The organism is Clostridium sp. CS1-1 (genome assembly GCF_056135525.1).
In genome coordinates, this window is the sequence record NZ_CM148680.1 from 1,847,665 (window position 1) to 1,870,198 (window position 22,534).

Annotated in this window: 19 protein-coding genes, 1 pseudogene and 2 riboswitches; of the genes and pseudogenes, 14 read left to right on the forward strand and 6 right to left on the reverse strand. The window is 30.8% G+C overall.

Annotated features, from left to right (window positions below):
- Positions 1–223: 223 nt before the first annotated feature.
- A complete protein-coding gene (locus AC0N0V_RS08605; protein ID WP_474463544.1) occupies positions 224–1,003 on the reverse strand; it encodes a LysM peptidoglycan-binding domain-containing protein in 780 nt (259 codons plus the stop codon).
- 3 nt (positions 1,004–1,006) lie between these two features.
- Positions 1,007–1,133, reverse strand: a riboswitch (cyclic di-AMP (ydaO/yuaA leader).
- Between the two features lie 372 nt (positions 1,134–1,505).
- Here AC0N0V_RS08605 and AC0N0V_RS08610 point away from each other — a divergent pair.
- The 3 genes from AC0N0V_RS08610 (at position 1,506) to AC0N0V_RS08620 (ending at position 4,019) form a co-directional block, all read left to right on the forward strand.
- Complete coding sequence (locus AC0N0V_RS08610) at positions 1,506–2,291, forward strand: transporter substrate-binding domain-containing protein (RefSeq protein ID WP_474463545.1); 786 nt, start codon at positions 1,506–1,508, stop codon at positions 2,289–2,291.
- 358 nt (positions 2,292–2,649) lie between these two features.
- Positions 2,650–3,300: an amino acid ABC transporter permease gene (locus AC0N0V_RS08615; protein WP_474463546.1), complete on the forward strand. Its 651-nt coding sequence runs from the start codon at positions 2,650–2,652 to the stop codon at positions 3,298–3,300.
- A complete protein-coding gene (locus AC0N0V_RS08620) occupies positions 3,297–4,019 on the forward strand; it encodes an amino acid ABC transporter ATP-binding protein (protein ID WP_474463547.1) in 723 nt (240 codons plus the stop codon). The genes AC0N0V_RS08615 and AC0N0V_RS08620 overlap by 4 nt, the downstream gene beginning before the upstream one ends.
- A gap of 162 nt (positions 4,020–4,181) precedes the next feature.
- On the opposite strand, the gene AC0N0V_RS08625 is transcribed toward AC0N0V_RS08620, so the two are convergent.
- Positions 4,182–5,963, reverse strand: coding sequence for a putative bifunctional diguanylate cyclase/phosphodiesterase (locus AC0N0V_RS08625; protein WP_474463549.1), 1,782 nt, complete (start codon positions 5,961–5,963; stop codon positions 4,182–4,184).
- A 91-nt stretch (positions 5,964–6,054) separates the two neighbouring features.
- Positions 6,055–6,144, reverse strand: a riboswitch (cyclic di-GMP riboswitch).
- Between the two features lie 327 nt (positions 6,145–6,471).
- Here AC0N0V_RS08625 and AC0N0V_RS08630 point away from each other — a divergent pair.
- The 9 genes from AC0N0V_RS08630 (at position 6,472) to AC0N0V_RS08670 (ending at position 16,230) form a co-directional block, all read left to right on the forward strand.
- Positions 6,472–7,677 carry a D-glucuronyl C5-epimerase family protein gene (locus tag AC0N0V_RS08630; RefSeq protein ID WP_474463550.1) on the forward strand — a complete coding sequence of 402 codons (1,206 nt, stop codon included), beginning with the start codon at positions 6,472–6,474 and terminating at the stop codon, positions 7,675–7,677.
- A 284-nt stretch (positions 7,678–7,961) separates the two neighbouring features.
- Positions 7,962–8,636 (forward strand): SIMPL domain-containing protein, encoded by a 675-nt coding sequence (locus AC0N0V_RS08635; RefSeq protein ID WP_474463552.1) that lies wholly within the window; start codon positions 7,962–7,964, stop codon positions 8,634–8,636.
- A 134-nt stretch (positions 8,637–8,770) separates the two neighbouring features.
- Complete coding sequence (locus AC0N0V_RS08640; RefSeq protein WP_474463553.1) at positions 8,771–9,004, forward strand: DUF3892 domain-containing protein; 234 nt, start codon at positions 8,771–8,773, stop codon at positions 9,002–9,004.
- A gap of 412 nt (positions 9,005–9,416) precedes the next feature.
- The gene (locus AC0N0V_RS08645) at positions 9,417–10,103 is read left to right on the forward strand and encodes a serine/threonine protein kinase (RefSeq protein WP_474463554.1); all 687 of its coding nucleotides are present in this window, start codon (positions 9,417–9,419) and stop codon (positions 10,101–10,103) included.
- 27 nt (positions 10,104–10,130) lie between these two features.
- On the forward strand, positions 10,131–10,583 hold the full coding sequence (gene msrB, locus AC0N0V_RS08650) for a peptide-methionine (R)-S-oxide reductase MsrB (protein WP_474463555.1): 453 nt from the start codon (positions 10,131–10,133) through the stop codon (positions 10,581–10,583).
- 185 nt (positions 10,584–10,768) lie between these two features.
- Positions 10,769–11,620, forward strand: a complete 852-nt coding sequence (locus AC0N0V_RS08655) for a GNAT family N-acetyltransferase (protein ID WP_474463556.1) — start codon at positions 10,769–10,771, stop codon at positions 11,618–11,620.
- A gap of 211 nt (positions 11,621–11,831) precedes the next feature.
- Entirely contained in the window at positions 11,832–13,583 is a 1,752-nt protein-coding gene (locus AC0N0V_RS08660) for an ABC transporter ATP-binding protein (RefSeq protein ID WP_474463558.1), read from the forward strand.
- A gap of 387 nt (positions 13,584–13,970) precedes the next feature.
- Complete coding sequence (locus AC0N0V_RS08665; protein WP_474463559.1) at positions 13,971–15,458, forward strand: FTR1 family iron permease; 1,488 nt, start codon at positions 13,971–13,973, stop codon at positions 15,456–15,458.
- 40 nt (positions 15,459–15,498) lie between these two features.
- A complete protein-coding gene (locus tag AC0N0V_RS08670; RefSeq protein ID WP_474463560.1) occupies positions 15,499–16,230 on the forward strand; it encodes a hypothetical protein in 732 nt (243 codons plus the stop codon).
- Positions 16,231–16,484: 254 nt separating this feature from the next.
- Here the strand turns inward: AC0N0V_RS08670 and AC0N0V_RS08675 are convergent, their stop codons facing one another.
- From AC0N0V_RS08675 to AC0N0V_RS08685, 3 genes are all read right to left on the reverse strand, one after another.
- Complete coding sequence (locus AC0N0V_RS08675; RefSeq protein WP_474463562.1) at positions 16,485–17,120, reverse strand: oxygen-binding di-iron domain-containing protein; 636 nt, start codon at positions 17,118–17,120, stop codon at positions 16,485–16,487.
- A gap of 78 nt (positions 17,121–17,198) precedes the next feature.
- The gene (locus tag AC0N0V_RS08680) at positions 17,199–17,462 is read right to left on the reverse strand and encodes a cupin domain-containing protein (protein ID WP_474463563.1); all 264 of its coding nucleotides are present in this window, start codon (positions 17,460–17,462) and stop codon (positions 17,199–17,201) included.
- Positions 17,463–17,511: 49 nt separating this feature from the next.
- Positions 17,512–17,970, reverse strand: a complete 459-nt coding sequence (locus tag AC0N0V_RS08685; protein WP_474463564.1) for a MarR family winged helix-turn-helix transcriptional regulator — start codon at positions 17,968–17,970, stop codon at positions 17,512–17,514.
- Between the two features lie 311 nt (positions 17,971–18,281).
- Between AC0N0V_RS08685 and AC0N0V_RS08690 the strand changes: the two genes are divergently transcribed.
- Positions 18,282–20,276, forward strand: coding sequence for a methyl-accepting chemotaxis protein (locus tag AC0N0V_RS08690; RefSeq protein ID WP_474463565.1), 1,995 nt, complete (start codon positions 18,282–18,284; stop codon positions 20,274–20,276).
- A 43-nt stretch (positions 20,277–20,319) separates the two neighbouring features.
- On the opposite strand, the pseudogene AC0N0V_RS08695 reads toward AC0N0V_RS08690, so the two are convergent.
- Positions 20,320–20,874: pseudogene (locus AC0N0V_RS08695) on the reverse strand (peptide-methionine (S)-S-oxide reductase); the annotation flags it as partial.
- Positions 20,875–21,191: 317 nt separating this feature from the next.
- Between AC0N0V_RS08695 and AC0N0V_RS08700 the strand changes: the two are divergent.
- Positions 21,192–22,511: a M48 family metallopeptidase gene (locus tag AC0N0V_RS08700; RefSeq protein WP_474463566.1), complete on the forward strand. Its 1,320-nt coding sequence runs from the start codon at positions 21,192–21,194 to the stop codon at positions 22,509–22,511.
- Positions 22,512–22,534 lie beyond the last annotated feature (23 nt).

Sequence of the window (22,534 nt, forward strand, 5' to 3'; positions counted from 1 at the left end):
CTAGAGCAGGAAAATATGTATCAGTTATTAAATATGATGACATATTTAAAATAGCAAAGGTTATAAGGTAAAATAAAGAGGTTGTTGGCAAACCAACAACCTCTTGCTTATGTGCAAAATGAATTATAAGATTTTTATTTTTAGTAATCCGAAAAAAATAAAAGGCCAAGTATACTTGAATATTGGCTTTTTGTTTCCTTGAAAGTTATTTAAGGCCTACATTTTAATAGAATGAGAAAACCATCCTGTCAACCCTAAGTGCAACAGGCTTGGACCAAAGCCACTTGTTAGTTGTACTATCATCAAAGTAGTATAATGCACCATTTGTAGGGTCTGCACCATTAATAGCTTCTAATGCTGCTTTTCTGTCTTCTGCAGTTGCAGGTTTATTTATCATTCCATTAGCCACAGGTGAGAATTGGTAGTAACCTGCATCTATTTGGTATATAACGTCAGTAATTGACTTAGGAAAACGAGAGTCTTGAACTCTGTTAACGACTACAGCACCAACAGCAACTTTTGCATTATAAGGCTGACTTTCAGCCTCTGCTTTTATTAATCTTGCAAGTAAGTCTATTTCAGCATCTGTATAAGAAATTACTGAACTTGATGCCTGTCCAACATTTGAAGTTACTTGAGAAGTACTTGATATTGGTATAATCAGTGTTTGACCTATATATAGATTGTTGTCCCATTTATTATTAGATTCCCTTAATGAGGACATTGAAATACCAAATTTCTGTGCAATTAAATAAATGCTATCACCACTTTGAACAGTATAGGTTTTATCAGGAACCTTTAATACTTGTCCTGGATATATAACAGTGCTAGAAAGATTATTATTTTGCATTAAAACACTAGCTGTAGTATTAAAAAGTTTCCCTATTTTGTAAAGTGAATCACCGGATGAAACTGTGTAGCTAGCAGCATGTACAGATTGCATTGATAGAATTGATAATGACATAGTCATTACTAAAGCTTTGAGTTTTTTAGATTTTAACATAATTTTATCCTCCTCTTTTGCCTCCGAGGTTAGTTGACGGGTTCGGGTTGAGGTCCCCTACTTTAAAAAAAGATTCACCCCTATAGTTAAATCCCCCGTACTCCATATGGAGATTCGGCTTGTGTTTGTAAGTGTAATTGTAACAGTCATGATAGGTTAATTCTACACTAGATTTATGGATAATTAGGATAAATTATGGTTTATAGTCATTTTATGTAATATAGTTATGGATTTTTGCGATATATTTTACATTTAATCCGTGAATTTCCATGAGGTAAAATTATTCATGTAAATGTAAGAATTTATGAATAGTTTCATTGATGGAATATATAAAATCATTCATTATATGAATGAATGTTGCTTAAGACTTTTCATAAACAAACAATAACTAAGTCAAATACAAGATAAAATGAATAATTTACATTTGACACTTGCAAATACATTTGGTAGTATAACTTATATAATCTTATATTTATTCATTTTAAATAAGGGGGAAACATATATGAAAAAAACTTTAACAAAATTAATAATTACAGCAATAGTTACTGTAGGATTGGTTGGGTGTGGTAATAGCAGTACCCCTACAAGTACAGATTCCAGCAAAGAGACAAGTAAAAAATACACCATTGCAACGGATGTTACTTTTGCTCCTTTTGAGTTTCAAAAGGACGGAAAATACACTGGAATTGATATTGAATTATTAGAAGCGATTGCAAAAATTGAAGGATTTCAATATGAATTGAAGCCTATGGACTTCAAAGGTATAATACCTGCACTTCAATCTAATCAAATAGATGGTGCAATAGCAGGAATGAGTATAACAAGTGAAAGAAAGCAAGTTTTAGATATGTCAGCAGGATATTTTGAATCAGGAGTATCAGCTGTGGCTAAAAAAGATAATGACAAAATAAAATCAGAAGTAGATTTTAAAGGTAAAACGATAGCTGTTAAAAAGGGAACTAGTGGATCTAAGTACGCAGAAGAGAATAAAGACAAGTTTAGCTTTACAATCAAGTATTTTAATGACTCACCATCCATGATTCAGGAGATTAAAAACGGAAATGCTGATTTAGCTTTTGAAGACTATCCTGTAATTGGATATGCAATTACTGTAGATTCTGATTCTGGTTTAAAAATAGTTGGGGATAAGCTAACTAAGCAAGACTACGGTTTTGCGGTTAAGAAGGGAAGTAATAAAGAACTACTAGATGCTTTTAATAGTGGATTAAAGAAGATTAGGGAAAATGGAGAGTATGATAAGATTATAGGAAAATACATTAAAAAATAATACTGGCTAAAGAATGGGTTACATTCATGGTTAGCTAGTTCTAAGCATCAGATGAAATTAAAACTTTATTTAATGTTAGAAACTCATTTTATAGTAGTAATAGTGGCGGTATATGAAGAATGGATGTAGATGATTTATATACCGCCATTATATATTTAAAGAACAAGTGATATTATTATGAAAAATCAACTATGGTATCGAGTTAAATTATGTGATAGAGATACATTTAGTTACACTCTAAAGTTGAAAAATCGCATAACAGAGATACCTCAGTTATTATATATGAATTTAAGTCAAAGATTTTTAAATTTGTGATGATACTATATAAGCTGTTGAAAGTGGAAGGAGTTGAAATAACTTGGATTTAGTGGGATTATTTAAACAAAGTTTATCAGATCTTTTAACTGGACTTAGTGTTACCTTAGAAATAACTATAGTCTCTTTGATACTTGCAAGTTTACTGGGGCTATTATTTGGAATGATGTCTATAGCGCATAATAAATTTTTGAAGGTTGTAGCTAGAGCTTATGTGGATATAGTAAGAGGAACACCACTTATAGTTCAGGCTTTCTTTATATATTTCGGTATACCAGGAGCCTTTAATATTAAAATACCAGCATTCACGGCAGGGGTAATAGCTATTAGTTTAAATGCAGGTGCCTATATGGTAGAAATATTCAGAGCAGGTATAATGGCTGTGGATAAGGGACAAATGGAGGCAGCTAGGAGCCTAGGTCTTCCTTATAGTAAAACTATGAAGCTAGTGATTTTGCCTCAAGCAGTAAGAAAGATGGTACCAGCCTTTATAAACCAGTTTATTATTTCACTTAAGGACACGTCGCTATTATCAGTAATAGGAATCAGGGAGCTTACACAAAGTGGTGAAATAATTATTGCTTCTAATTATCGTGCTTTTGAAACTTGGGCCTTTGTTGCAGTGTTTTATTTTGTTATAATAATGATATTAACATATGCATCTAGAGGTATAGAGAGGAGATTAAAGATATGATAGAAGTTAAAGGGCTTAAGAAAGTTTTTAATGATCTTACAGTTTTAAAAAGTATAGATTTTACAGTAAATGAAGGTGAAGTTGTTTGTCTTATAGGTCCTTCTGGTTCAGGAAAAAGTACAGTGCTTAGGTGCTTAAATAAGCTTGAAGAGATAGATGGTGGCCATGTTCTTATTGATGGTCAAGATATTAATGAAAAAGGGGCAAATGTAAATAAGCTTAGAGAAAAATTAGGTATGGTTTTTCAATCCTTTAATTTATTTCCACATTTAACAGTGCTTCAAAATATTACTCTAGCACCAGTTGAACTTGGTAAAATGAATAAGAAGGAAGCAGAAGAAAAAGCGTATATGCTTTTAGAAAAAGTTGGTTTGAGCGAGAAAGCACAGGCTTATCCAGATAACTTATCAGGAGGACAAAAACAAAGGGTGGCTATTGCAAGAGCATTGGCAATGGAGCCAGAAATAATGCTATTTGACGAGCCAACATCTGCATTAGACCCTGAAATGGTAGGGGAAGTTCTTCAAGTAATGAAGGATCTCGCAAGAGAAGGAATGACCATGATGGTAGTAACCCATGAAATGGGTTTTGCAAAGGAAGTTGCTAATAGAGTAATCTTTATGGCAGATGGCTACATAGTTGAAGAAGCTGCACCAGAGGAGATTTTTAGTAATCCTAAGAATGAGAGAACGAAGGACTTTTTAAGCAAAGTATTATAAGTATATAAAAAATTTACACTAATTGAGAGTTAGAGTTGCTTGAATGGAAAGCTTACGGTGTCCATTCAGGTAACTCTAAGTTTTTTACGGATAATTGTTGTATAATGTAGATACAATTTTATAAATGTTCTTCGAGAACCAATTACCTATGATAGTTTGCTTTCAATTGTTAATACCATTGCTTATGTCTATAAAAGGAGCAGGCTTACCTAAATAATAACCTTGTCCATAATCTACACCTAACTCCTTAAGCATTCTCCAAATTGACTCGTTTTCAACAAACTCAGCAATTGTTTTCTTTCCTAGGGCGTGAGCAACCATGTTCATTGCTTTTACAAGAGCGAGTTTTGTAGAATCAGAATCTAGATCACGAACAAAAGTACCGTCAATCTTAAGATAGTCTACTGGTAGAATGTTTAAGTATGAAAAAGATGAAAAACCCACGCCAAAATCATCCAATGCAAATTGACAGCCTAAAGCTTTTAATTTACAGATCCATATTCTAGCTTTCTCAAGATCTTTAATTGCTGTTGTTTCAGTTATTTCAAACCCAATTTGGTTTGGATTTATATCGCTATTTTTTAAGGTAAATTCAATCCACTCTAGTAAAGTATCATCACAAAGGCTGATACCTGATAAATTAATAAATATATTTAAATTCTTCTCTTTTGTAAGTAGTTTAATTATGTTTTTAATAACCCATTGATCTATTGAGGGCATTAGTCCATAACGTTCTGCTAACGGTATAAACGAGGATGGTAGTAATATATTATTATTTTTACCAAACATCCTAATTAGTGCTTCGTAATGCAGCGGGTCATCACCAGATTTATAAATAGGCTGGAGATATATTTGAAACTTATCTTTCTTCAAAGCATCTTGAATTAGTGTAAGAATTCTATTGTTATGAACGACCAAGTTTTTATCTCTTCCATTTTTCAAAGTAACTGCTCGATTTTTACCATTTTCTTTGGCTGCATACAAAGCTGCATCTGCATAGGAAAATAATCTCTTTAAATCTATAACGTCATCTATCATTATGATACCAATACTTGCAGTTACATTAATTTGAATATTATCTTCAGTAATAAAGTAAGGTTCATGTTCTAAAGCATTCAATATCTTATGTGCTACTACTTGAGCTCCTTTTAAGTTAGTATTTGAAAGGAATATAGCAAACTCATCTCCTCCAAGTCTTGCGATAAAATCGTTATCTCTAAGCTTTTTATTAATGCAATCGGCTATACAAATCAGCACCTTATCACCGGTAGAATGCCCATAAGAATCATTTATAATTTTAAAGTTATCTAGGTCTATGATTAAAAGAGCATCTTCTCTCTTTTGTATGTTGGTATATATGTTACCAAGAAATTCTTCGAGATAAAAACGGTTTGGAGTGTTGGTTAGATAATCATGTCTTGTTATATATTCAAGTTGTGCCTCCATGCGTTTTTGATAGTGATTTAAGTCAATTTCACTTTTTTTTCTTTCAGTAATATCATTAAATATAAAAACTCTACCGATGTGATTATCAAACTCATCGTATAATTGTCTTGAAAATCGTTTAATTACTCTACCATCTTTAAATAGTATTTCATCTTCTATAGTTATTCTATCATTTTCGTAGTGTAATGATTTATATGTTTCTATAAATTTTGATTGATCTACAACTAACTCTAAACAATATGGTATAATATCACAATTCTTTAGTTTTCCGTTTTTCATTTTATCTGATAAATGTTCAATTCTCCACATTGTACAAAATTTATTGTTAAAGTACATTATTTTATCATTTTTGTTGTCCACAATAAAATAAGCTAAAGAAGATGAATTAAAGGTAGCTTCCAGGAGTAAGTGTTTACAATATGGTTCTTTATTTAATAATTCTGTTTGTGGTTCTTCAATGTTAGCACATAACATATTATCATTTACTAGTTCGATCATAGTTACCTCCTGTTGTTTTTTTGTATTTATATTAAATATAATTAAATTCAAATAAAAAAAACCAGGCCAAAGCCTGGTATATCGTTAAATAACGAGCAACCTGGCAATCATAGAAATGTAAAATCTCCTTAGACCCATAGCTTTGCGCCCTTATCTTTCGATAAGTTTGCCAATTTTAATTATATTGAGTTAAGCTTTAACAAAATAAGATGCTAGCAATAGCATATATGTATATTATACCAAAATAATAAGTCGAAATAAGGGGAATTTTGTGAGTTTAAAAAATAAATTGATTTCATATGTCAAAATGTTGATATATATACAATAATAAGGAATAATAATTAATCTAAACTTAAGTTTATCTAGATATAAATAACTAGTGAGTATTTTTGTATGTAAAATACCAGTGATTTTATAGAATATGTTATTTTATATTGAAGACAATATAAAATAATAATAGTGATGGAATTAGTAAAAGTTTATGAACATTAGTTAAAGGAGAAAAACAATGATAAACATTAGAAAAAACTTATGTTTTATTATTATATTAATATTATTTAGTACAAACATTGTTTATGGAGCTTCGAATTTAAATAAAACTGCTTTAGTAGATGAACCATTTGAAGAAATGGCGATTAAAATTTTAAAAGTAAACAAAGAGAGTCATAGCTTAGGAAACTTCACATCAGCAATCAGTGGCTACGATTCAATTTTAAATAATTCTTTTCCTACATATATTAAAAATGAAGCACTTATATATAAGTTGTTGGCACAACAAAATCAGTGCATATCATCAAAGTATGCTTATAATACTAACTTTCCTGCAATAGCTGAAAATGCTGTTAAAGATTATAAGATTAATAAATATAATGCTTCTGTTAATAAAAAGTATAATCCGTTTGGTAATTATTTTAATCATGAGAAGAAAACTTTTTTGGAATCTGATGATTTAAGCTTTGAGAAGAATGTACCTACACCTAAATATAATGGTAAGTTTTATTACAATCCTGTAACTATAGAACAGTATGCTTTATGCAATTATAGCAGATACCTAAATGGAGAGGATACTAAAAAAATATTCTTAAAAACAACCGATTTTTTAGTTGATTATATGCATGAGAATGGATCTTTTAAGTATGGTTTCACCTATAACCATTATGAGGATTTTAATCCAGGTTGGACATCTAGTATGGCCCAAGGGCAAGCGTTAAGTGTATTTGCAAGAGCTTATCATATAACTGGAGATAAAAAATACATAGAGGCTGGAAATAGAGCTCTAAAGTATTTAAATACTCCTATTTCTAAAGGTGGGGTGTTAGATACATTAGAAACTCTAGATCCAAATTTAAAAGATAAAATATTTTTTCAAGAGTATATAAACACAATAAGTTCTTATACATTAAATGGATATATCTTTACACTAATTGGATTATATGATTGGTCACAAGTAGCCCAAATACGAAATAGAGAGTATGTAAAGATAGCAAAAGATTATTTTGATAAAGGAATTGAAAGTCTTAAATGTGTTTTGCCTTATTATGATATTGGCGGATTTACAACTTATGATTTATATTACATTACAAGCAAGTGCAAGCCAAATAGCGCAGGATATTATCATTCTGTCCATATAGAGCAGTTAGACGCAGTTTATAATATTACAAAGGATGTGTATTTTAAAAATATGAGAGACCTATGGAAAAGCTATGTTGAATAACAAAAGAGAACTTTTAAAACTCAATAACGAAGAACAGTCTAAAATTAAACTGTCAATTAAATCTAAGCACTATCAGTATTGTTAAGTTTCAATAATATTGATAGTGCTTTTTAATAAAGAATTTTAATGTCACTATAATTTTGTTGTTTTAACGATTATATTCAAATGTTGTATCAAGCAGCTAGTTAAATTCATACTATAAGATTGGAGTGTATTATGCTTTGCAATGCTCTTATTACAAGTCAATTAATTTTAAAACTATTTAAATGGAGGGTGGAAAATAGATGTATTACGGTGAACATTTAGGATATCCCAGTCTTTTCTATTATAATACAGGAGTTTCTAAGATGAACATAAATGGGAGAGGCAGCATTATGGCACAACCTGATATTGCGGTAGTTACTTTAGGGGTTCAAACAGAAAATAAAGAATTAAAGATTGCTCAGAATGAAAATGCTATAAAATCAACTCAAGTAATAGGTACACTTATAAGAATGGGAATTCCACAAAAGGATATAAAAACTGAGTCTTACACAATAAATCCTCAATATGACTACATTGAAGGAAAACAAATTTTTAGAGGATATAGGGTTTCGCATATTTTTAAAGTAACAATAAGAAATGTAGAGCAAACTGGCACAATCGTGGATGCAGCAGTAGCCAGTGGAGCAAATATAGTAAATAATATAAACTTTACTTTGTCAAAACCGGAATTGTATTATAATCAAGCGCTTAAACTAGCATTAAATGATGCTATAGGTAAAGCTACAAGTATTGAAGAATCATTAGATGTGATAGTGAATAAAACACCAATTTGTATTACTGAGGAAAGTGAAGGAGAATTACCAATAGTTGAAAAAGCTTTTTTAGCTTCACCAACAGCTACTACACCTATAAGCGGAGGTCAAATTCAGATTAGTGCTAGTGTAAAAGCAGTGTTTATTTACCGAATGAGATAAGCGAAGATAAATGAAAGTCATGATTTGAAATATTAGATTTTTCGAAGGTTTTTTTTAGTAATATGAATCATAATTATGCTATAGGTTTATACTAAGAATAATAATAAAAATACTAAAGAACAGGAGCGATATGTATGGATGAGAATAAATCAAAAATTATAAAAGTAAAGAAGAATCCTGGTGGAGATATTACAGATGTTATGTTAGAAAACGGAAATGTTTATTCTATTGACGAGGCAATAATGATGGCACAAGACCATTTAATACAAGGAGTAAATGTGGGTACAGCAAGAAATGGAAGGCAATATTTAAGAAGCAATCCAAATGACAATGAGGGTGATAATTTAGATAACATTCCAACTTTTTAAAATAGTAGAAATTGTAGACCTTTGGTATATTGATTAAATTACTATACTAAAGGTCTTTTATTTATTTAATGGCAATACTGCTTTAACATGCCTAAATTATAATGTAAGATGGTATCTATATAAAATTAAGATTTTAATTTTATCCGATGACTACCTGCTCTAGTACTCCCATCCTCTCAAGGTGGGAGTAAAGGGCGGCTACGTCCCTGGATAACGATTTCTAAGCATCAGGTGGAGTTAAAACTCCATCTGATGCCAAGAACTCTATTTATACTTTTTAAGAATATACGTTACATAACTACATGACTTCTATTATTTAAACAATATAAGGAGGTTCACTTTGTAAACTGTTTGGTATAGAATATATATAATAGTAAAGAAGTACTTATTATTTTAAAAGAAGGTTGAAGTTATGTTTGATGACAAGAATGATAATTTAGAGAAACTAATAGTTTTAGTCAAAGAAGAACTGTTAAAAAAAATCGTAATTAAAAGTATAAACCCATATAATTCAGTAAAAGTTAATTCAATTCCAAAGCCATGGATTTTATTAGGCACTGGTAACTATGCTGCTGTTGTGTGCCATCCAGGTTTTGAAAGTTTTGCAGTAAAAATATATGCTGAAGGTAGACCTGGAATCGAAGAAGAGGTAAAGGTATATGAGAAGTTAGGTAATCATGCTGCCTATTCAAAGTGTTATTATTACGAAGAGAATTTTCTTATACTAAAGCGGTTAAAAGGAATAAATCTTTATGATTGTTTACGAAAAGGAATTAAAATTGACAAGCAGGTTATTATAGATATTGATGAGGCGCTAGATTATGCTAGAAAACAGGGGCTTTATCCTCACGATGTTCATGCTAAAAATGTTATGATGTTGAATGGAAGAGGAATTGTAGCAGATGTATCAGATTTTAATAAAAAGGAATATTGTTTTATGTGGGAGCACTTTAGAAAAGTTTATTATAAAATATATGCAAAATACTTTCACAAATTAGCTATACCTATTCCACAAATTTTATTAGAAACAGTAAGGAAGATTTATAGAGTGTATAGAAATAGTCGTAAGTGTAGAAAATTAGACCAAATGAACTGTTAGTTAAAAACGTGAGGTGAAAGAAAGATTATGGAAGACGAAAAATATAACAAATTACCTAAAGAAAAATTACTAAAAATACTTACCCCACTACAGTATAAAGTAACTCAAGAAAATGCTACTGAAGGACCTTTTGAGAATGAGTTTTGGAATCATGGAGAACCTGGGATTTATGTTGATATAGTATCTGGTGAACCACTCTTTAGCTCTCTTGATAAATTTGATTCAGATTGTGGATGGCCTAGCTTTACCAGGCCGTTGGAACGAAAAAATATAAAGGAAAAAGCGGACTTTAGTTTTAATATGCATAGAATTGAAGTAAGAAGTAAAAATGGAGACTCCCACTTAGGTCATGTATTTACAGATGGTCCTATAGAAATGGGGGGACTTAGATATTGCATAAACAGTGCATCTCTTAAATTTATTCCGGAAGATAAGTTAAAAGAAGAGGGCTATGGTGAATATTGCAAATTGTTTAAATAGCTTATATACTACCAAAACTTATTGGTAGTATATTATTTTCATGCTAAAATTAATGATGATATTTCATTTCTTAAAGGGAATAAAATTATATAAACTGAATTCTTTTAGTACTATGAATTAGTTAGATATTCATATAACAAAAGTATTGCTACAAAATTTAACAAGTCATTGAGGTGAGCCGAAAAATGATAACTTATAAGAGATGTTCAGAAGTAGGTATGAAATCAGTTTTTCATGCTTTTGAAATAGGGTTTTCTGATTATATTATAAAAATACAAATACCTGAGGAAGCTTTTGTTAGTAGGTTTTTTGGGCCGGAAGGAAACAGTATTAGAAAGTCTTTTATTGCATTAGATGAAGATAAACCAATTGGAGTAGTACTTAGTGGCGTCAAGAACTACGAAGGTACAAGGACTATACGATGTGGAACATTGGCAGTAGCGCCAGGGTATAGAGGAGTGGGAGTAAGTCAAAAACTGATGGAACTTCATAAAATTGAGGCAAAACAACAAGGATGTAAGCAGTTGTTTTTAGAGGTTATAGCTAATAATGACAGGGCTATAAACTTTTATAAAAAGCTTGGATATAGAAAAGTCTATGATTTAAGTTACTTTTCCCTTAATGATAGTAGTACATTAAAAGAAAATAATAAGATAGAAGTGAATATAAAAAAAACTGGTTTTGATGAGTTAAGGTTGGTTAGAGATAAAATAAAAGACATCCATATAAATTGGCAAAATGATATTGAGTATATCGAAAAATCAAAGGGTCAGATAGTTTTGGGGGCATACATAAAAGACAAAATAGCTGGAATTGTAAGTATGAACGAAAATAGTAAGCTAAACTTTATTTGGGTGGAGAATGGCTTAAGACATAATGGAATAGGAACAAGTTTAATTATAAATTCATTACTGGAGTTAAAGATTAACAAGGTATCTGTAGGTTTTCCAAATAACGCTTCTGTTGAAGGATTTATTACCCACTTAGGGTTTAAACGGGAGGAAATATCGCAATATGAAATGTATCATACTTTGTGATTTGAAAAATATTTAAAGTTATAGAACAGTTTGTTTATAGAGAATGGTGACATATTTTAAGGGGGAGTCTCTTGAAATGAGTTGCCTTTTTGTATAGCAGCTTAAAAACGCAAAAGTCTTAGGTTTCAACTTACTACTTGCTAGATCGGCATTATCTATGATATATTTAGTGTTTAGAAGAAAAGTACAACTTTATAATAGGAGGTTAAATATGAATGTTTTAAAAAAGTTTGCAGGATACTATAAACCTTATAAAAATATGTTTTTCATGGACATGTTTTGTGCTTTGACACTATCGGGAATAGATCTAGCCTTTCCTTTAATAGTGAAATATCTCTTAAATGATGTTTATATAATTAATGATAGTAATTTAATACTTAGGTATGTTATTTATATAGGAATAGCACTACTCTTAATGTATATAGTGAGATACTTTTGTCAGTTTTATATTACATCTTGGGGACATGTTATGGGGGCAAAGATGGAAGCGGATATGAGAAGTGATATATTTAGTCATCTTCAAAAACAGTCTTTCTCATATTATGATAATACAAATACAGGAAAGCTTATGTCAAGAATAGTAACAGACCTTTTTGATATATCAGAGCTTGCTCATCACGGACCAGAAGATTTATTTATTTCTGTAATAAAGATACTTGGATCTTTTATTATATTAATGAATATAAATGTTAAAATTACAGGAATACTATTTTTCTTAACTCTAGTAATGATTTACTTCTCTTACTTTTATAATAAAAAGATGAAGTTTATTTATAAGAAGAATAGAGAAAAAATAGCTAATGTAAATGCACAAATTCAAGATAGTCTTTCTGGAATAAGAGTCGTAAAGTCTTTTTCAAATGAAGAAATAGAAAACAGGAAATTTCATGAAGGTAACATGGAGTTTTTAAAAACTAAAGAAATAAGTTACTTTATTATGGGTAAATTTTTTAGCGGAAATGGATTCTTCCAAGGAATACTATACCTTTCTGTAATACTATCGGGAGGTATTTTTATAAGCCTTGGACAAACATCTATTTCAGACCTCGTAGTGTATATCTTGTATATTAATATATTTTTAAATCCTATAGACAAGCTTGTTAACTTTACAGAACAGTTTCAAAAGGGAATAACAGGTTTTGAAAGATTTCTTGAGGTGCTAAATACTAAGCCTAACATAGAAGATAAGCCTAATGCTATTGATATTAAAAATCCCAAAGGGGAAATTGAGTTTAAAAATGTTTCTTTTAGCTATGATGATAATAATACAATATTAGATAATATAAATTTGAAAATCCAAGCAGGGAAGAATATTGCATTAGTAGGCCCTTCAGGTGGAGGAAAGACAACATTTTGTAGCTTGATTCCGAGATTTTATGAAATAGATAAAGGATCAATAGAAGTAGATGGTGTTGATATTAGAGATGTAAAGTTAAAGTCTCTAAGAAATGTTATAGGAATAGTTCAGCAGGATGTATATATGTTCGCAGGGACAATAAAGGAAAACATAGCTTATGGTAGGCCAGGCGCTTCAGATGAAGAGATAATGGAAGCAGCAAAAATGGCAAATGCACATGAATTTATATTGGGACTTGAAGAAGGTTATAGTACTTATGTAGGTGAAAGAGGAGTTAAACTCTCAGGTGGCCAAAAACAGAGGATATCAATAGCTAGAGTATTTTTAAAAAATCCTCAGATACTAATTTTGGATGAGGCGACGTCTGCACTTGACAATGAGAGTGAGAGATTAATACAGAAATCACTAGAGCTTCTTTCAAAAAACCGTACAACTATTGTAATCGCTCATAGATTAAGCACTATAAGAAATGCGGATGAAATAATTTTGCTTACTAATGAAGGAATAAAGGAAAGAGGAAATCACAATGAACTTATGAATAGTAAAGGTGGATATATGCGTCTTTACAATATGCAATTTGAGCAAGTTTCATTATTGAATGCATAAGGAGCATAAAATATTTGCTTGTATAAGAATTATTTGTAAGTTTTTGAAACTTTGATAGATTATACTTGAATTTTAAATATTCAATTAATCACACTATATATAATAGCGTGAAAATATAGAGGTAGTAAATTAAACGTTCGTTTATATTTTACTACCTCTATATTTTTTTATTTGAAATGAAGAATTCAAAAAATTTTATTACTAAATTAAAATTACGTAAATAATTTATTAATTTTAGAACTTTAGCCTATTGAAGTTTTGGGAAAATTAATGTATAATGACTTTATTAGCTAATGATAATAATTTTCAATTTCAAATGATATACAATTTCATTCGTTTTAAATCGAAAATTATTACCGATAAAAATGATAGAGGGGGTAGCTAAAGTTGAAAAGGATATTTACATTCTTATTAATTGCTGTGCTTACCGTAACTATCTTACCCAATATAGTTTTTGCAGCTAGTGCTGGGGAAGATTTAAGCAAAGCAAACCAAGCTGTTTTAAAGACGATTGAACTTGTACAATCCGGTAATATGGAAAAAGCTAAGGAGTCTTACAATAACTTTCAGGAAGGGTGGAGAGATTTTGAGGATGGAGTAAAGGCTGAATCAAAAGAAGCTTATGGAAGTATTGAAGATAAGATGGGAATGGTTACATTTCTATTTTCTCAAAATCCGGTTCAAAAGGATAAACTAGTACAAGCGCTTAAAGACTTAGATGCTGTAGACAAGGATTTTGTTTCAGGAAAATTTAAAAATAGTGAAAATAATGAAAAAGATTTGAAAGATAGAAAGCAGAGCAATACTACAATTGGTGATTTAGTAGTGCTTTTAGAAAAAGCAAAATCCCAAATAGATAGTGGGGATACAGCAGCAGCTTTAAAAACCATGAATAACTTTAGCTCTTCATGGTTAGATGTTGAAGGAGTTGTTCTTACTAAATCTAAAAAAATATACGATGATTCAGAAAAGGACATGGTTAGTGTTAAGGCATATCTTTCAACCAGCCCAGTTCAAACTGATAATGCTTTAAAAACAATTAATAAAATGCATACATATTTATCACCACTTGTAGGTGGAAACTCTTATTCGATATTAGATGTTATCACGATAATACTTCGTGAAGGATTAGAGGCACTACTCGTAGTAATAGCACTGCTTGGTTACTTAAATAGAGCGGGACATGAGGACAAGAAAAGTTGGATATATGGAGGCGTTGGCATAGGCTTTGCTGTAAGTATAGCATTAGCGGTGATTGTAAAAGTTCTATTCTCGTCCGGCACTTTTGGAAATAACAATTTTCTAATTGGGGGCTGGACAGGCGTATTTGCGGCAATAATGCTTATGTATGTTAGTTACTGGTTACATAGTAAATCTAGCGTCAAAGCATGGCAAAGTTACGTTAATAATAAAGGGTCTCAAGCTATAGCTACCGGTAGTTTATTCTCATTAGGCTTACTAGCCTTTTTAGCAGTATTTAGAGAGGGAACTGAAACAGTTTTATTTTACATAGGTATGGCTTCATCAATTAAGTTATCAGACTTACTTATTGGTATTGCAATAGGTATGACCATATTAATAATAATAGCTTTACTTATTTTAAAGGTTGGTTTGCGTATTCCAATGAGACCATTTTTCATGGTATCAAGTTTACTAGTTTTCTATCTGGGATTAAAGTTCACTGGTATGGGAGTAAATGGACTACAACTAGCAGGAGTATTACCTGCAACCTCTAACGATTCACTTCCAAGTATAGCATGGATAGGAATGTATCCAACTTGGGAAGGCTTTATTCCACAATTGATTCTAATTATAGCAGCGGTTGTAATGATCATACTAAGTCATATAAATTCAAAAGATTTAAGAGTTAATTAAGACAAAAATAGATTTTTAATATTTAGGAGGAGAATGTACAATGATGAATTTTAAAAAAATATTTATTATAAGTTCTTTAGGTATAGTATTAACTTTTTCAGGATGCAGCACACAAAAAGCTGAGCAGGCTGCTAGTGCAGTACAAAATGAAACTAAGCAAGAAGCACCTGCACAAAAGGAAAAAACTCTTACTATTCAAGAGGGAAGTAATAACATGAAAGAGGTTATTAAGCAAATGAAAACAGAGCTTAATAATAAAGAAGAGGACAAAGTTATAAAAACTTCTGAGGGTCTAGAAGGAAACTGGAAGATATTTGAGGATAATGTTAAGGAAAAGCACTTTACTTTATATGAAAAAGTAGAGGACCCACTACATACTATAACTGCAGCAGTAAAGGTGAAACCACTTGACGTAAATGTGATGAACGCAGCAATGGATAACTTAAGCAAGCAGCTAGAACAAGTACAGGTAGCAGACTTAACTACAACTGGTGTTCAAAATATGAGGGATATTTCAAAAAAAATGAAAGAGCAACTTTCTAGCAAGGATGAAGACAACGCTATAAAAACTTCTGAAGGCTTAGAAGGAAACTGGAAGCAGTTCGAGGATAACATTAAAGTAAAATCTCCAGTTTTGTATGAAAAAATAGAAGAGCCTCTACATACTATAACTGCTGCAGTGAAAGTGAAGCCACTTGATACTAAAGTATTAAATGCTGCTATTGATAATTTAGACAAGCAGTTAGAACAGTTGCAAAAATTACAGTTTTAATTGATAGGGCTATACTAAAAAGGGAGATATAGAATTTTAATTTAATAATACGAATCTAATTTAATATAGTAAAGGCACTATCAATTGTTAAGATTTAATAGTTGATAGTGCCTTTACTATATTTATCCGATGACTACCCGCTCTAATACTCCCCCTTCTCCAAGGGGGAGTATTAGAGCGGCTACGCCCCTGGATAACGACTTCTAAGCATCAGTTGGAGTTAAAACTCCATCTGATGCCAAGAATTCTGTTTATTAAAACTTAAGGCATGGGCCATGACCAGTCGCAGCAAATTTAGGGTTTAATTTGCCCAAGGTCTGCTGTAATTGGGTTCTTCGCTCAAAATCTGATACTTGCTCTGGACTTATGCCAGCTACTTCTGCCTGCCAATCGCCTTCTATTACTGAACCAAATTCTTTTCCAAAGCGGAACAATAAATCACTGCTAAAGAATATTCCACGAGTATTTTCCATGAGTAATAGACCTTCCCATAGATGCATCTCAGATGGATAACTAATAAATTCAAGTTCATACCCACTAGAAATCAGCTTTTCTCCTGGTTTTTTTATTATTATGTCATTTGTAATTCCAAAGCCACTTAGCTGTCTCGCTGTAACCTCGGAACAGATTGGTTTCGCTTCAGGAAAATGCTTTAATATTAGTGACAGTCCACCACATTCATCTGATTCAAAGTGTGAAATAAAAATATATTTTAGTGTATTGTCACCAAGAATATCTTTCAGTTTGGGTAATAAAGCTTCTGCCTGCTGCATGCTACCTGTATGAATCAACAGAGGTTCATTAGTTAACAGAAGGTATTGATGAAATGTAAGATCTATAGGTGGAATATAAGAGCTAAATTGGTATAAATCTTTATAAATATTTGACATGTGGGTACCTCCTTTTATAATTAGAATATAAGATTAAAATTCATTATGATTCTTTATAAATAATAAATATGTAAAGTTTTATTCTTCAACAACAGGAATTAAAAAAGAGCTAACATATAAATTACTGTCTGATCGTAGAGCATGCATTTCTCCTGCAGGAACAATAAAAGCTTTTCCTACTGTTAATTCGACTTCTTTATTTTCCAGTACGCCAAAGCCTTCACCTTTAATACAGTAGAAAATTTCATCATGCTTTGGATGTTTATGTAAGGGCACCTTCTTATCTGCAGGAATGTGATATACATTAGTTACAATTGATTCCTTAATGTTTTCCAAGTTCATTCTTATTCCTCCTTTTATAAAAAATATATAATCTAAGCCCATAAATGACTTATAGATTCTGTTTATTAGTTATATCAGTTTTATTATATGCATTTATGTTTCCTACTATTTCATTTATTATTTTCTCCAATAAAGCCTTTTTTTCTTTAGATACACCCTTTAGCGCTATATTCATAATTTCAATCTCCACAGGTATTAGTTTCTCATTTATTTCTTTTCCTTTATAAGTTAAATATATAAGAAATGATCTTCTATCTTCTTTGTTAGGTCCTCTTTTTATCAATCCTTTTTTCTGCAATTGATCCAATAACCTTGTTATATTTGTCTGATCCTTAGCCATTCGTATAGATAATTCTTTTTGGTTTATGCCTTCTTGTTCTCCTAATCTTCTAATAATTCCAGCCTGTTCTGGTGTAAGATCATAGGGTTTAAAAAAGTCCACAGCAAACTGATTCAGTTTTCTAGAAGCATTGTTAAAAATAAATCCAATATAGTCATCAAGCTGCATTCGAACGCTTCCTCCTTAATATACTTGCTATAACAATTATATGTATTGCATATTTGTCTGTCAAGTATTGGTTACACTTAAATAATTAAGTTGGAATATATAATATAATCTAGTGCGAAAACTTAAGTTTAATTATATGAAAATTAAAAATTAGATGATAGGAGTTCATAATATATCAAGTAGTTTAAGATGATACATTATTTACAGAATCTTATAACAAATAAAGAAAATGGAAACATATATGGTAGAATAATATTGTATATTTTTAAAGCACAATACTATTTACATTTAAGCTAGTGTGGAGGAGAAAAATGGATAGCAAGAGGAGTTCAATCAAAATTAAGTTAACACTAATATTTTCAGTATTACTTTGTATTACAATAGTCCTGTCTGAAACATTTATAGTAACTAATTTTAAAAATACTATGAAAAAAGAAGTAGAGGCTAATAGTCTTGATGTAGCTAAAAGCATAGCACTATCCCTGGAAAGTGGAAACAAGTTTTCCAAGGCAATTGAGAAACAGTTAGAAGAACAAATATTTACTGCTGGTCAGGCTGTGCTTAACATGAAAGAGGTAAATAATGATACTTTAACTGAATTTGCTAAAAGAGTAGGTATTACAGAAGTAGCTACTTCAAATAAAGATGGAGTAGTTGAATATGCAAACTTAAAAGAAGATATAGGTTTCAGGTACAAGGATACTTCAGCTTCTAGAAAATTATTGACTACTGATGCTTTAAGGATTGATGAACCTATAAAGAAAAGTGACACTGATGGAAAGTACTACAAATATGGTTCAACAACTTTAGATCATAATGGATTTGTACAGGTAGGTATTGAGGCTAGTAAAGCTATGGAACTTATAAATCAAAACTCTGCACAAACCATTTTGGACAAAATTGACAAATCTAGACTTAACCGAGCTGATTTTTTAGATAAGGATTTAAATGTTATTGCGCATACAGATAAAAGTAAAGTCGGTAAAAAAGTTGAAGACAGCTTGGCAAAGGCTTCTCTAAGTGATGGACAAGTGAAAGTTCAGGAGGAAAAAGATTCTTATTTAGTTGTTATGCCTTACAAGGAAAACAATTCCATTTTTGGAGTAATCGAGGTTGCTGTATCTACTAAGGATGTAGTTAAAAAACAACAAAATGTAATTTTATACTCAATATTAATTGCAATTATTTTAATATTAATTACTATAACTATTACGTATAGAATTATAAATAAAATAGTATCACCACTAATAAACTTAGCAGAAACCTCAGAATGTATTTCAAGCGGAGATTTAACACAAGGGTTCACAGTGGTAAAAGGAAATGATGAACTTGGTATACTATCCAGAAGTTTTGAACAAATGCTTGTTAATTTAAAATCTGTAATTACAGATATTCAAGAGTTTTCAGATAACATTATAAATTCCTCTCATGAATTAGCATCATTTTCAGAAGAGGTTAGTTCTACTTCAGATGAAATAAGTAGCACTATAAATAATGTTAAAAAAGCTTCTATAATTCAGGTACAAGAGGTAGATGTTGTAAGTAACAATATGGGAACTTTATCTGATAGGCTTCAAACTATGAATGAAATGATAAATATTTTACAAAATACTTCTAATGTAACTAGTGATTTAAGTTCTTCAGGAAAGGAATACCTTGTTTCATTAAACAATAGTATAAATGATATTGGAAGCTCATCTAAAAATATAAGCACTAAAATTCAAATGCTAAATAAAAAGTCATCTGAGATATCAACAATACTTCAAGTTATTAACTCTATATCAGAACAGACAAATCTTTTAGCATTAAATGCAGCAATCGAAGCAGCAAGAGTTGGAGATGCTGGTAAAGGGTTTGCGGTAGTAGCGGATGAAATAAGAAAGCTTGCAGAACAGTCACAAGGTGCGGCAATGAAGATATCAGATTTAATAAAGGATATATTAAATGAATCACAGGAAACTGTTAAAGTTGCAGAAGAATCAGAGAAGATTATTTCTGATGGTATACATACTGCTAAAAATACGGAAGATTGCTTTAATAACATAATACAAAATGTTCAAGCTATGATTCCACAAATACAAAAAACAGCAGAATTTATACAGTCTATAAATGAAAATAAGGATAAAGTTTTAGATTCTGTAAATAAGACTCTAGAGGTTACTAGTGAAATTAGCTCTTCATTTCAAGAGATTGCAGCAGCGTCAGAAGGACAAAGTAAATCTACTGATGAATTGGCTGGTATTGCGACTAACTTAAATAACCTAGCATTAAACTTAAAAGAGCATACAGATAAATTTAGAATTTAATGGAATGGGGGGAAAACCCCATTCCATTTTTTATAAATAATTTCTATCTGTATAAAAGTCGTTTTGTAGTGTATTCAGAGAGAGCATAGCTTTCAATAGTTGTTTTTATATCATGTAAATTTCCATATCCAGCCACATAACCATTTATGCGGGCAGCTAAGGTAGAGTTTACAAATTCTTTTGCAGAATCAAATTTATTTCTAATTTCCATCATTATTTTAGGATCCTGCTGAAGATAATATTTTTGATGATACATTTCTGCATAGTAAAAGGTGTTCAAAGGCAAAATTTCGGTATATACTTTTGTGTTTAATGAATTCTCTACAGCTATCTTACTTTCTATAGCAACTTGTTTTTGTTTTTCATCATTATAAAAAATTATAGACATATATTGTCTTGAATAAGGTTTATAGTTTGGTTCATGGCTGTCCCAGAAAATATCTAAAAGTTGTTTATAGGAAATTTTTTCAGTATCATAATCAATCTGAATTGTTTCTGAGTGATTCCCTAAATCACGATAAGTTGGATTTGTTTTTTCACCGCCGCAGTACCCAACTCGTGTGGAAACTACTCCATTTAGATGACCAAACTTGGCATCAGGACCCCAAAATCAACCTAAGGCAAATGTGGCTGTTTCTATCTTACTCACCTGTTATCACATACCTTTCGTATTTTAAAATATCTTATTTAATTGCTAAAATAATATAATTTTATTGTAGCTATGTTGTTTATAAGTTATATTTGCTACAAATATTTTGTGGTTAGATTTATTATATTCTTTTTAATGGTAAGTATACAAGCAAGTAAATTTAATAATCGAATTGATAAGTTTTAATGTAAACAGTAGTGGATAAATAAATGATGACACACATATATTATAAAATATATGTAATTTATTAAACCTGGGGGGATAAAATGAAAAAAGAACTACTAATTTCAATTATTGTATTCATATGTCTAATAATTGCTTTTGTATTTAGTGTAAAACTTACAGAGAATCAGAATAATATGTATATAAAGCAAAATTACATTGAAGAAACACGAATGAGAGGGGATAAAAACCTAACAATTGCACCTCCTTCAGAAAGGGCTATAGAATACCAACAGAAGAAAGTAGCTGTATGGGTAACTGGAATAGTCCTAAGCTTTTTCATACCAGCTTTATTTTTATTTAGTGGGTTATCTGCAGGAATTAGAAATTGGGCACAAGGAAAAAGTAGATTTGCAATTGTAGTTATAGTGCTTTACTTTATTATTTATTATTTTATAAACGCCCTAATTAGTTTACCACTGGATTATTATAGCGGCTTTGTACTTAAACATGCTTATAATCTTTCAAATCAAAGCCTTGGGAAATGGCTAGGAGACATACTAAAAGGTTTTGCAATATCAATTGTATCAGGTTCTATCTTTATTTGTGTGCCTTACTTTTTAATAAAGAAATCTCCCAATTATTGGTGGCTTCATATGGGAGTCCTTTTAATCCCAGTAATATTTTTCATGACCTTTATTTCACCTGTATACATTGATCCTATTTTCAGCAAATACGAAAAGGTCCAAGATACAAAGCTTGAAGCTAAGATTTACGATCTAATTGATAGGACAGGGATTCAAGATGTCAAAGTATATCAGGTAAATAAGAGCGTTGATACTAAAGAGATGAACGCATATATGACCGGGGTTTTAAATACCAAAAGAGTTGTACTTTGGGATACTACTATAAAGAACTTAACTGATAGAGAAACACTTGCAGTCGTAGCTCATGAAATGGGACATTACCTAATGGGACATGTTTGGAAAGCGATACTAATTGCAGGAGTATCAAGTATATTTATTCTTTATCTCATTAATAAAAGTGCCCTTTGGATATTAAGTAAATCTGGAGGAGTTTTCGGATTCACAAAACTCCATGATATAGCTTCTTTACCGCTAATTATGTTGCTTTTAACCATATTTACCTTTGTAGGTTCACCTTTTTCCAATGCATATTCTAGGTACACAGAAACTGAAGCAGATAGATTTGAACTTGAACTTACAAAAGATAATGAAGCAACTTTATCATCAACAATAAAATTACATCAAAACAGTTTGATTTTACCGACTACCGGAGTTGTATATAAGCTTTGGAACTACGACCATCCAACCTTTGAAGATAGAGTTAAGTTTGCAGAGAGTTATAAACCATGGGAAGATAACAAGCCTATTAAATATGACAAATATATAAAGGGAAAATAAGGAATGGGATTAAGCCCATTCCT

Excerpts from the sequence above, each read along its gene's own strand:
- AC0N0V_RS08605 (WP_474463544.1), bottom strand. The coding sequence starts at position 1,003 with ATGTTAAAATCTAAAAAACTCAAAGCTTTAGTAATGACTATGTCATTA.
- AC0N0V_RS08610 (WP_474463545.1), top strand. The coding sequence starts at position 1,506 with ATGAAAAAAACTTTAACAAAATTAATAATTACAGCAATAGTTACTGTA.
- AC0N0V_RS08620 (WP_474463547.1), top strand. The coding sequence starts at position 3,297 with ATGATAGAAGTTAAAGGGCTTAAGAAAGTTTTTAATGATCTTACAGTT.
- AC0N0V_RS08625 (WP_474463549.1), bottom strand. The coding sequence starts at position 5,963 with ATGATCGAACTAGTAAATGATAATATGTTATGTGCTAACATTGAAGAA.
- AC0N0V_RS08630 (WP_474463550.1), top strand. The coding sequence starts at position 6,472 with ATGATAAACATTAGAAAAAACTTATGTTTTATTATTATATTAATATTA.
- AC0N0V_RS08635 (WP_474463552.1), top strand. The coding sequence starts at position 7,962 with ATGTATTACGGTGAACATTTAGGATATCCCAGTCTTTTCTATTATAAT.
- AC0N0V_RS08640 (WP_474463553.1), top strand. The coding sequence starts at position 8,771 with ATGGATGAGAATAAATCAAAAATTATAAAAGTAAAGAAGAATCCTGGT.
- AC0N0V_RS08645 (WP_474463554.1), top strand. The coding sequence starts at position 9,417 with ATGTTTGATGACAAGAATGATAATTTAGAGAAACTAATAGTTTTAGTC.
- msrB (WP_474463555.1), top strand. The coding sequence starts at position 10,131 with ATGGAAGACGAAAAATATAACAAATTACCTAAAGAAAAATTACTAAAA.
- AC0N0V_RS08655 (WP_474463556.1), top strand. The coding sequence starts at position 10,769 with ATGATAACTTATAAGAGATGTTCAGAAGTAGGTATGAAATCAGTTTTT.
- AC0N0V_RS08660 (WP_474463558.1), top strand. The coding sequence starts at position 11,832 with ATGAATGTTTTAAAAAAGTTTGCAGGATACTATAAACCTTATAAAAAT.
- AC0N0V_RS08670 (WP_474463560.1), top strand. The coding sequence starts at position 15,499 with ATGATGAATTTTAAAAAAATATTTATTATAAGTTCTTTAGGTATAGTA.
- AC0N0V_RS08675 (WP_474463562.1), bottom strand. The coding sequence starts at position 17,120 with ATGTCAAATATTTATAAAGATTTATACCAATTTAGCTCTTATATTCCA.
- AC0N0V_RS08680 (WP_474463563.1), bottom strand. The coding sequence starts at position 17,462 with ATGAACTTGGAAAACATTAAGGAATCAATTGTAACTAATGTATATCAC.
- AC0N0V_RS08685 (WP_474463564.1), bottom strand. The coding sequence starts at position 17,970 with ATGCAGCTTGATGACTATATTGGATTTATTTTTAACAATGCTTCTAGA.
- AC0N0V_RS08690 (WP_474463565.1), top strand. The coding sequence starts at position 18,282 with ATGGATAGCAAGAGGAGTTCAATCAAAATTAAGTTAACACTAATATTT.
- AC0N0V_RS08700 (WP_474463566.1), top strand. The coding sequence starts at position 21,192 with ATGAAAAAAGAACTACTAATTTCAATTATTGTATTCATATGTCTAATA.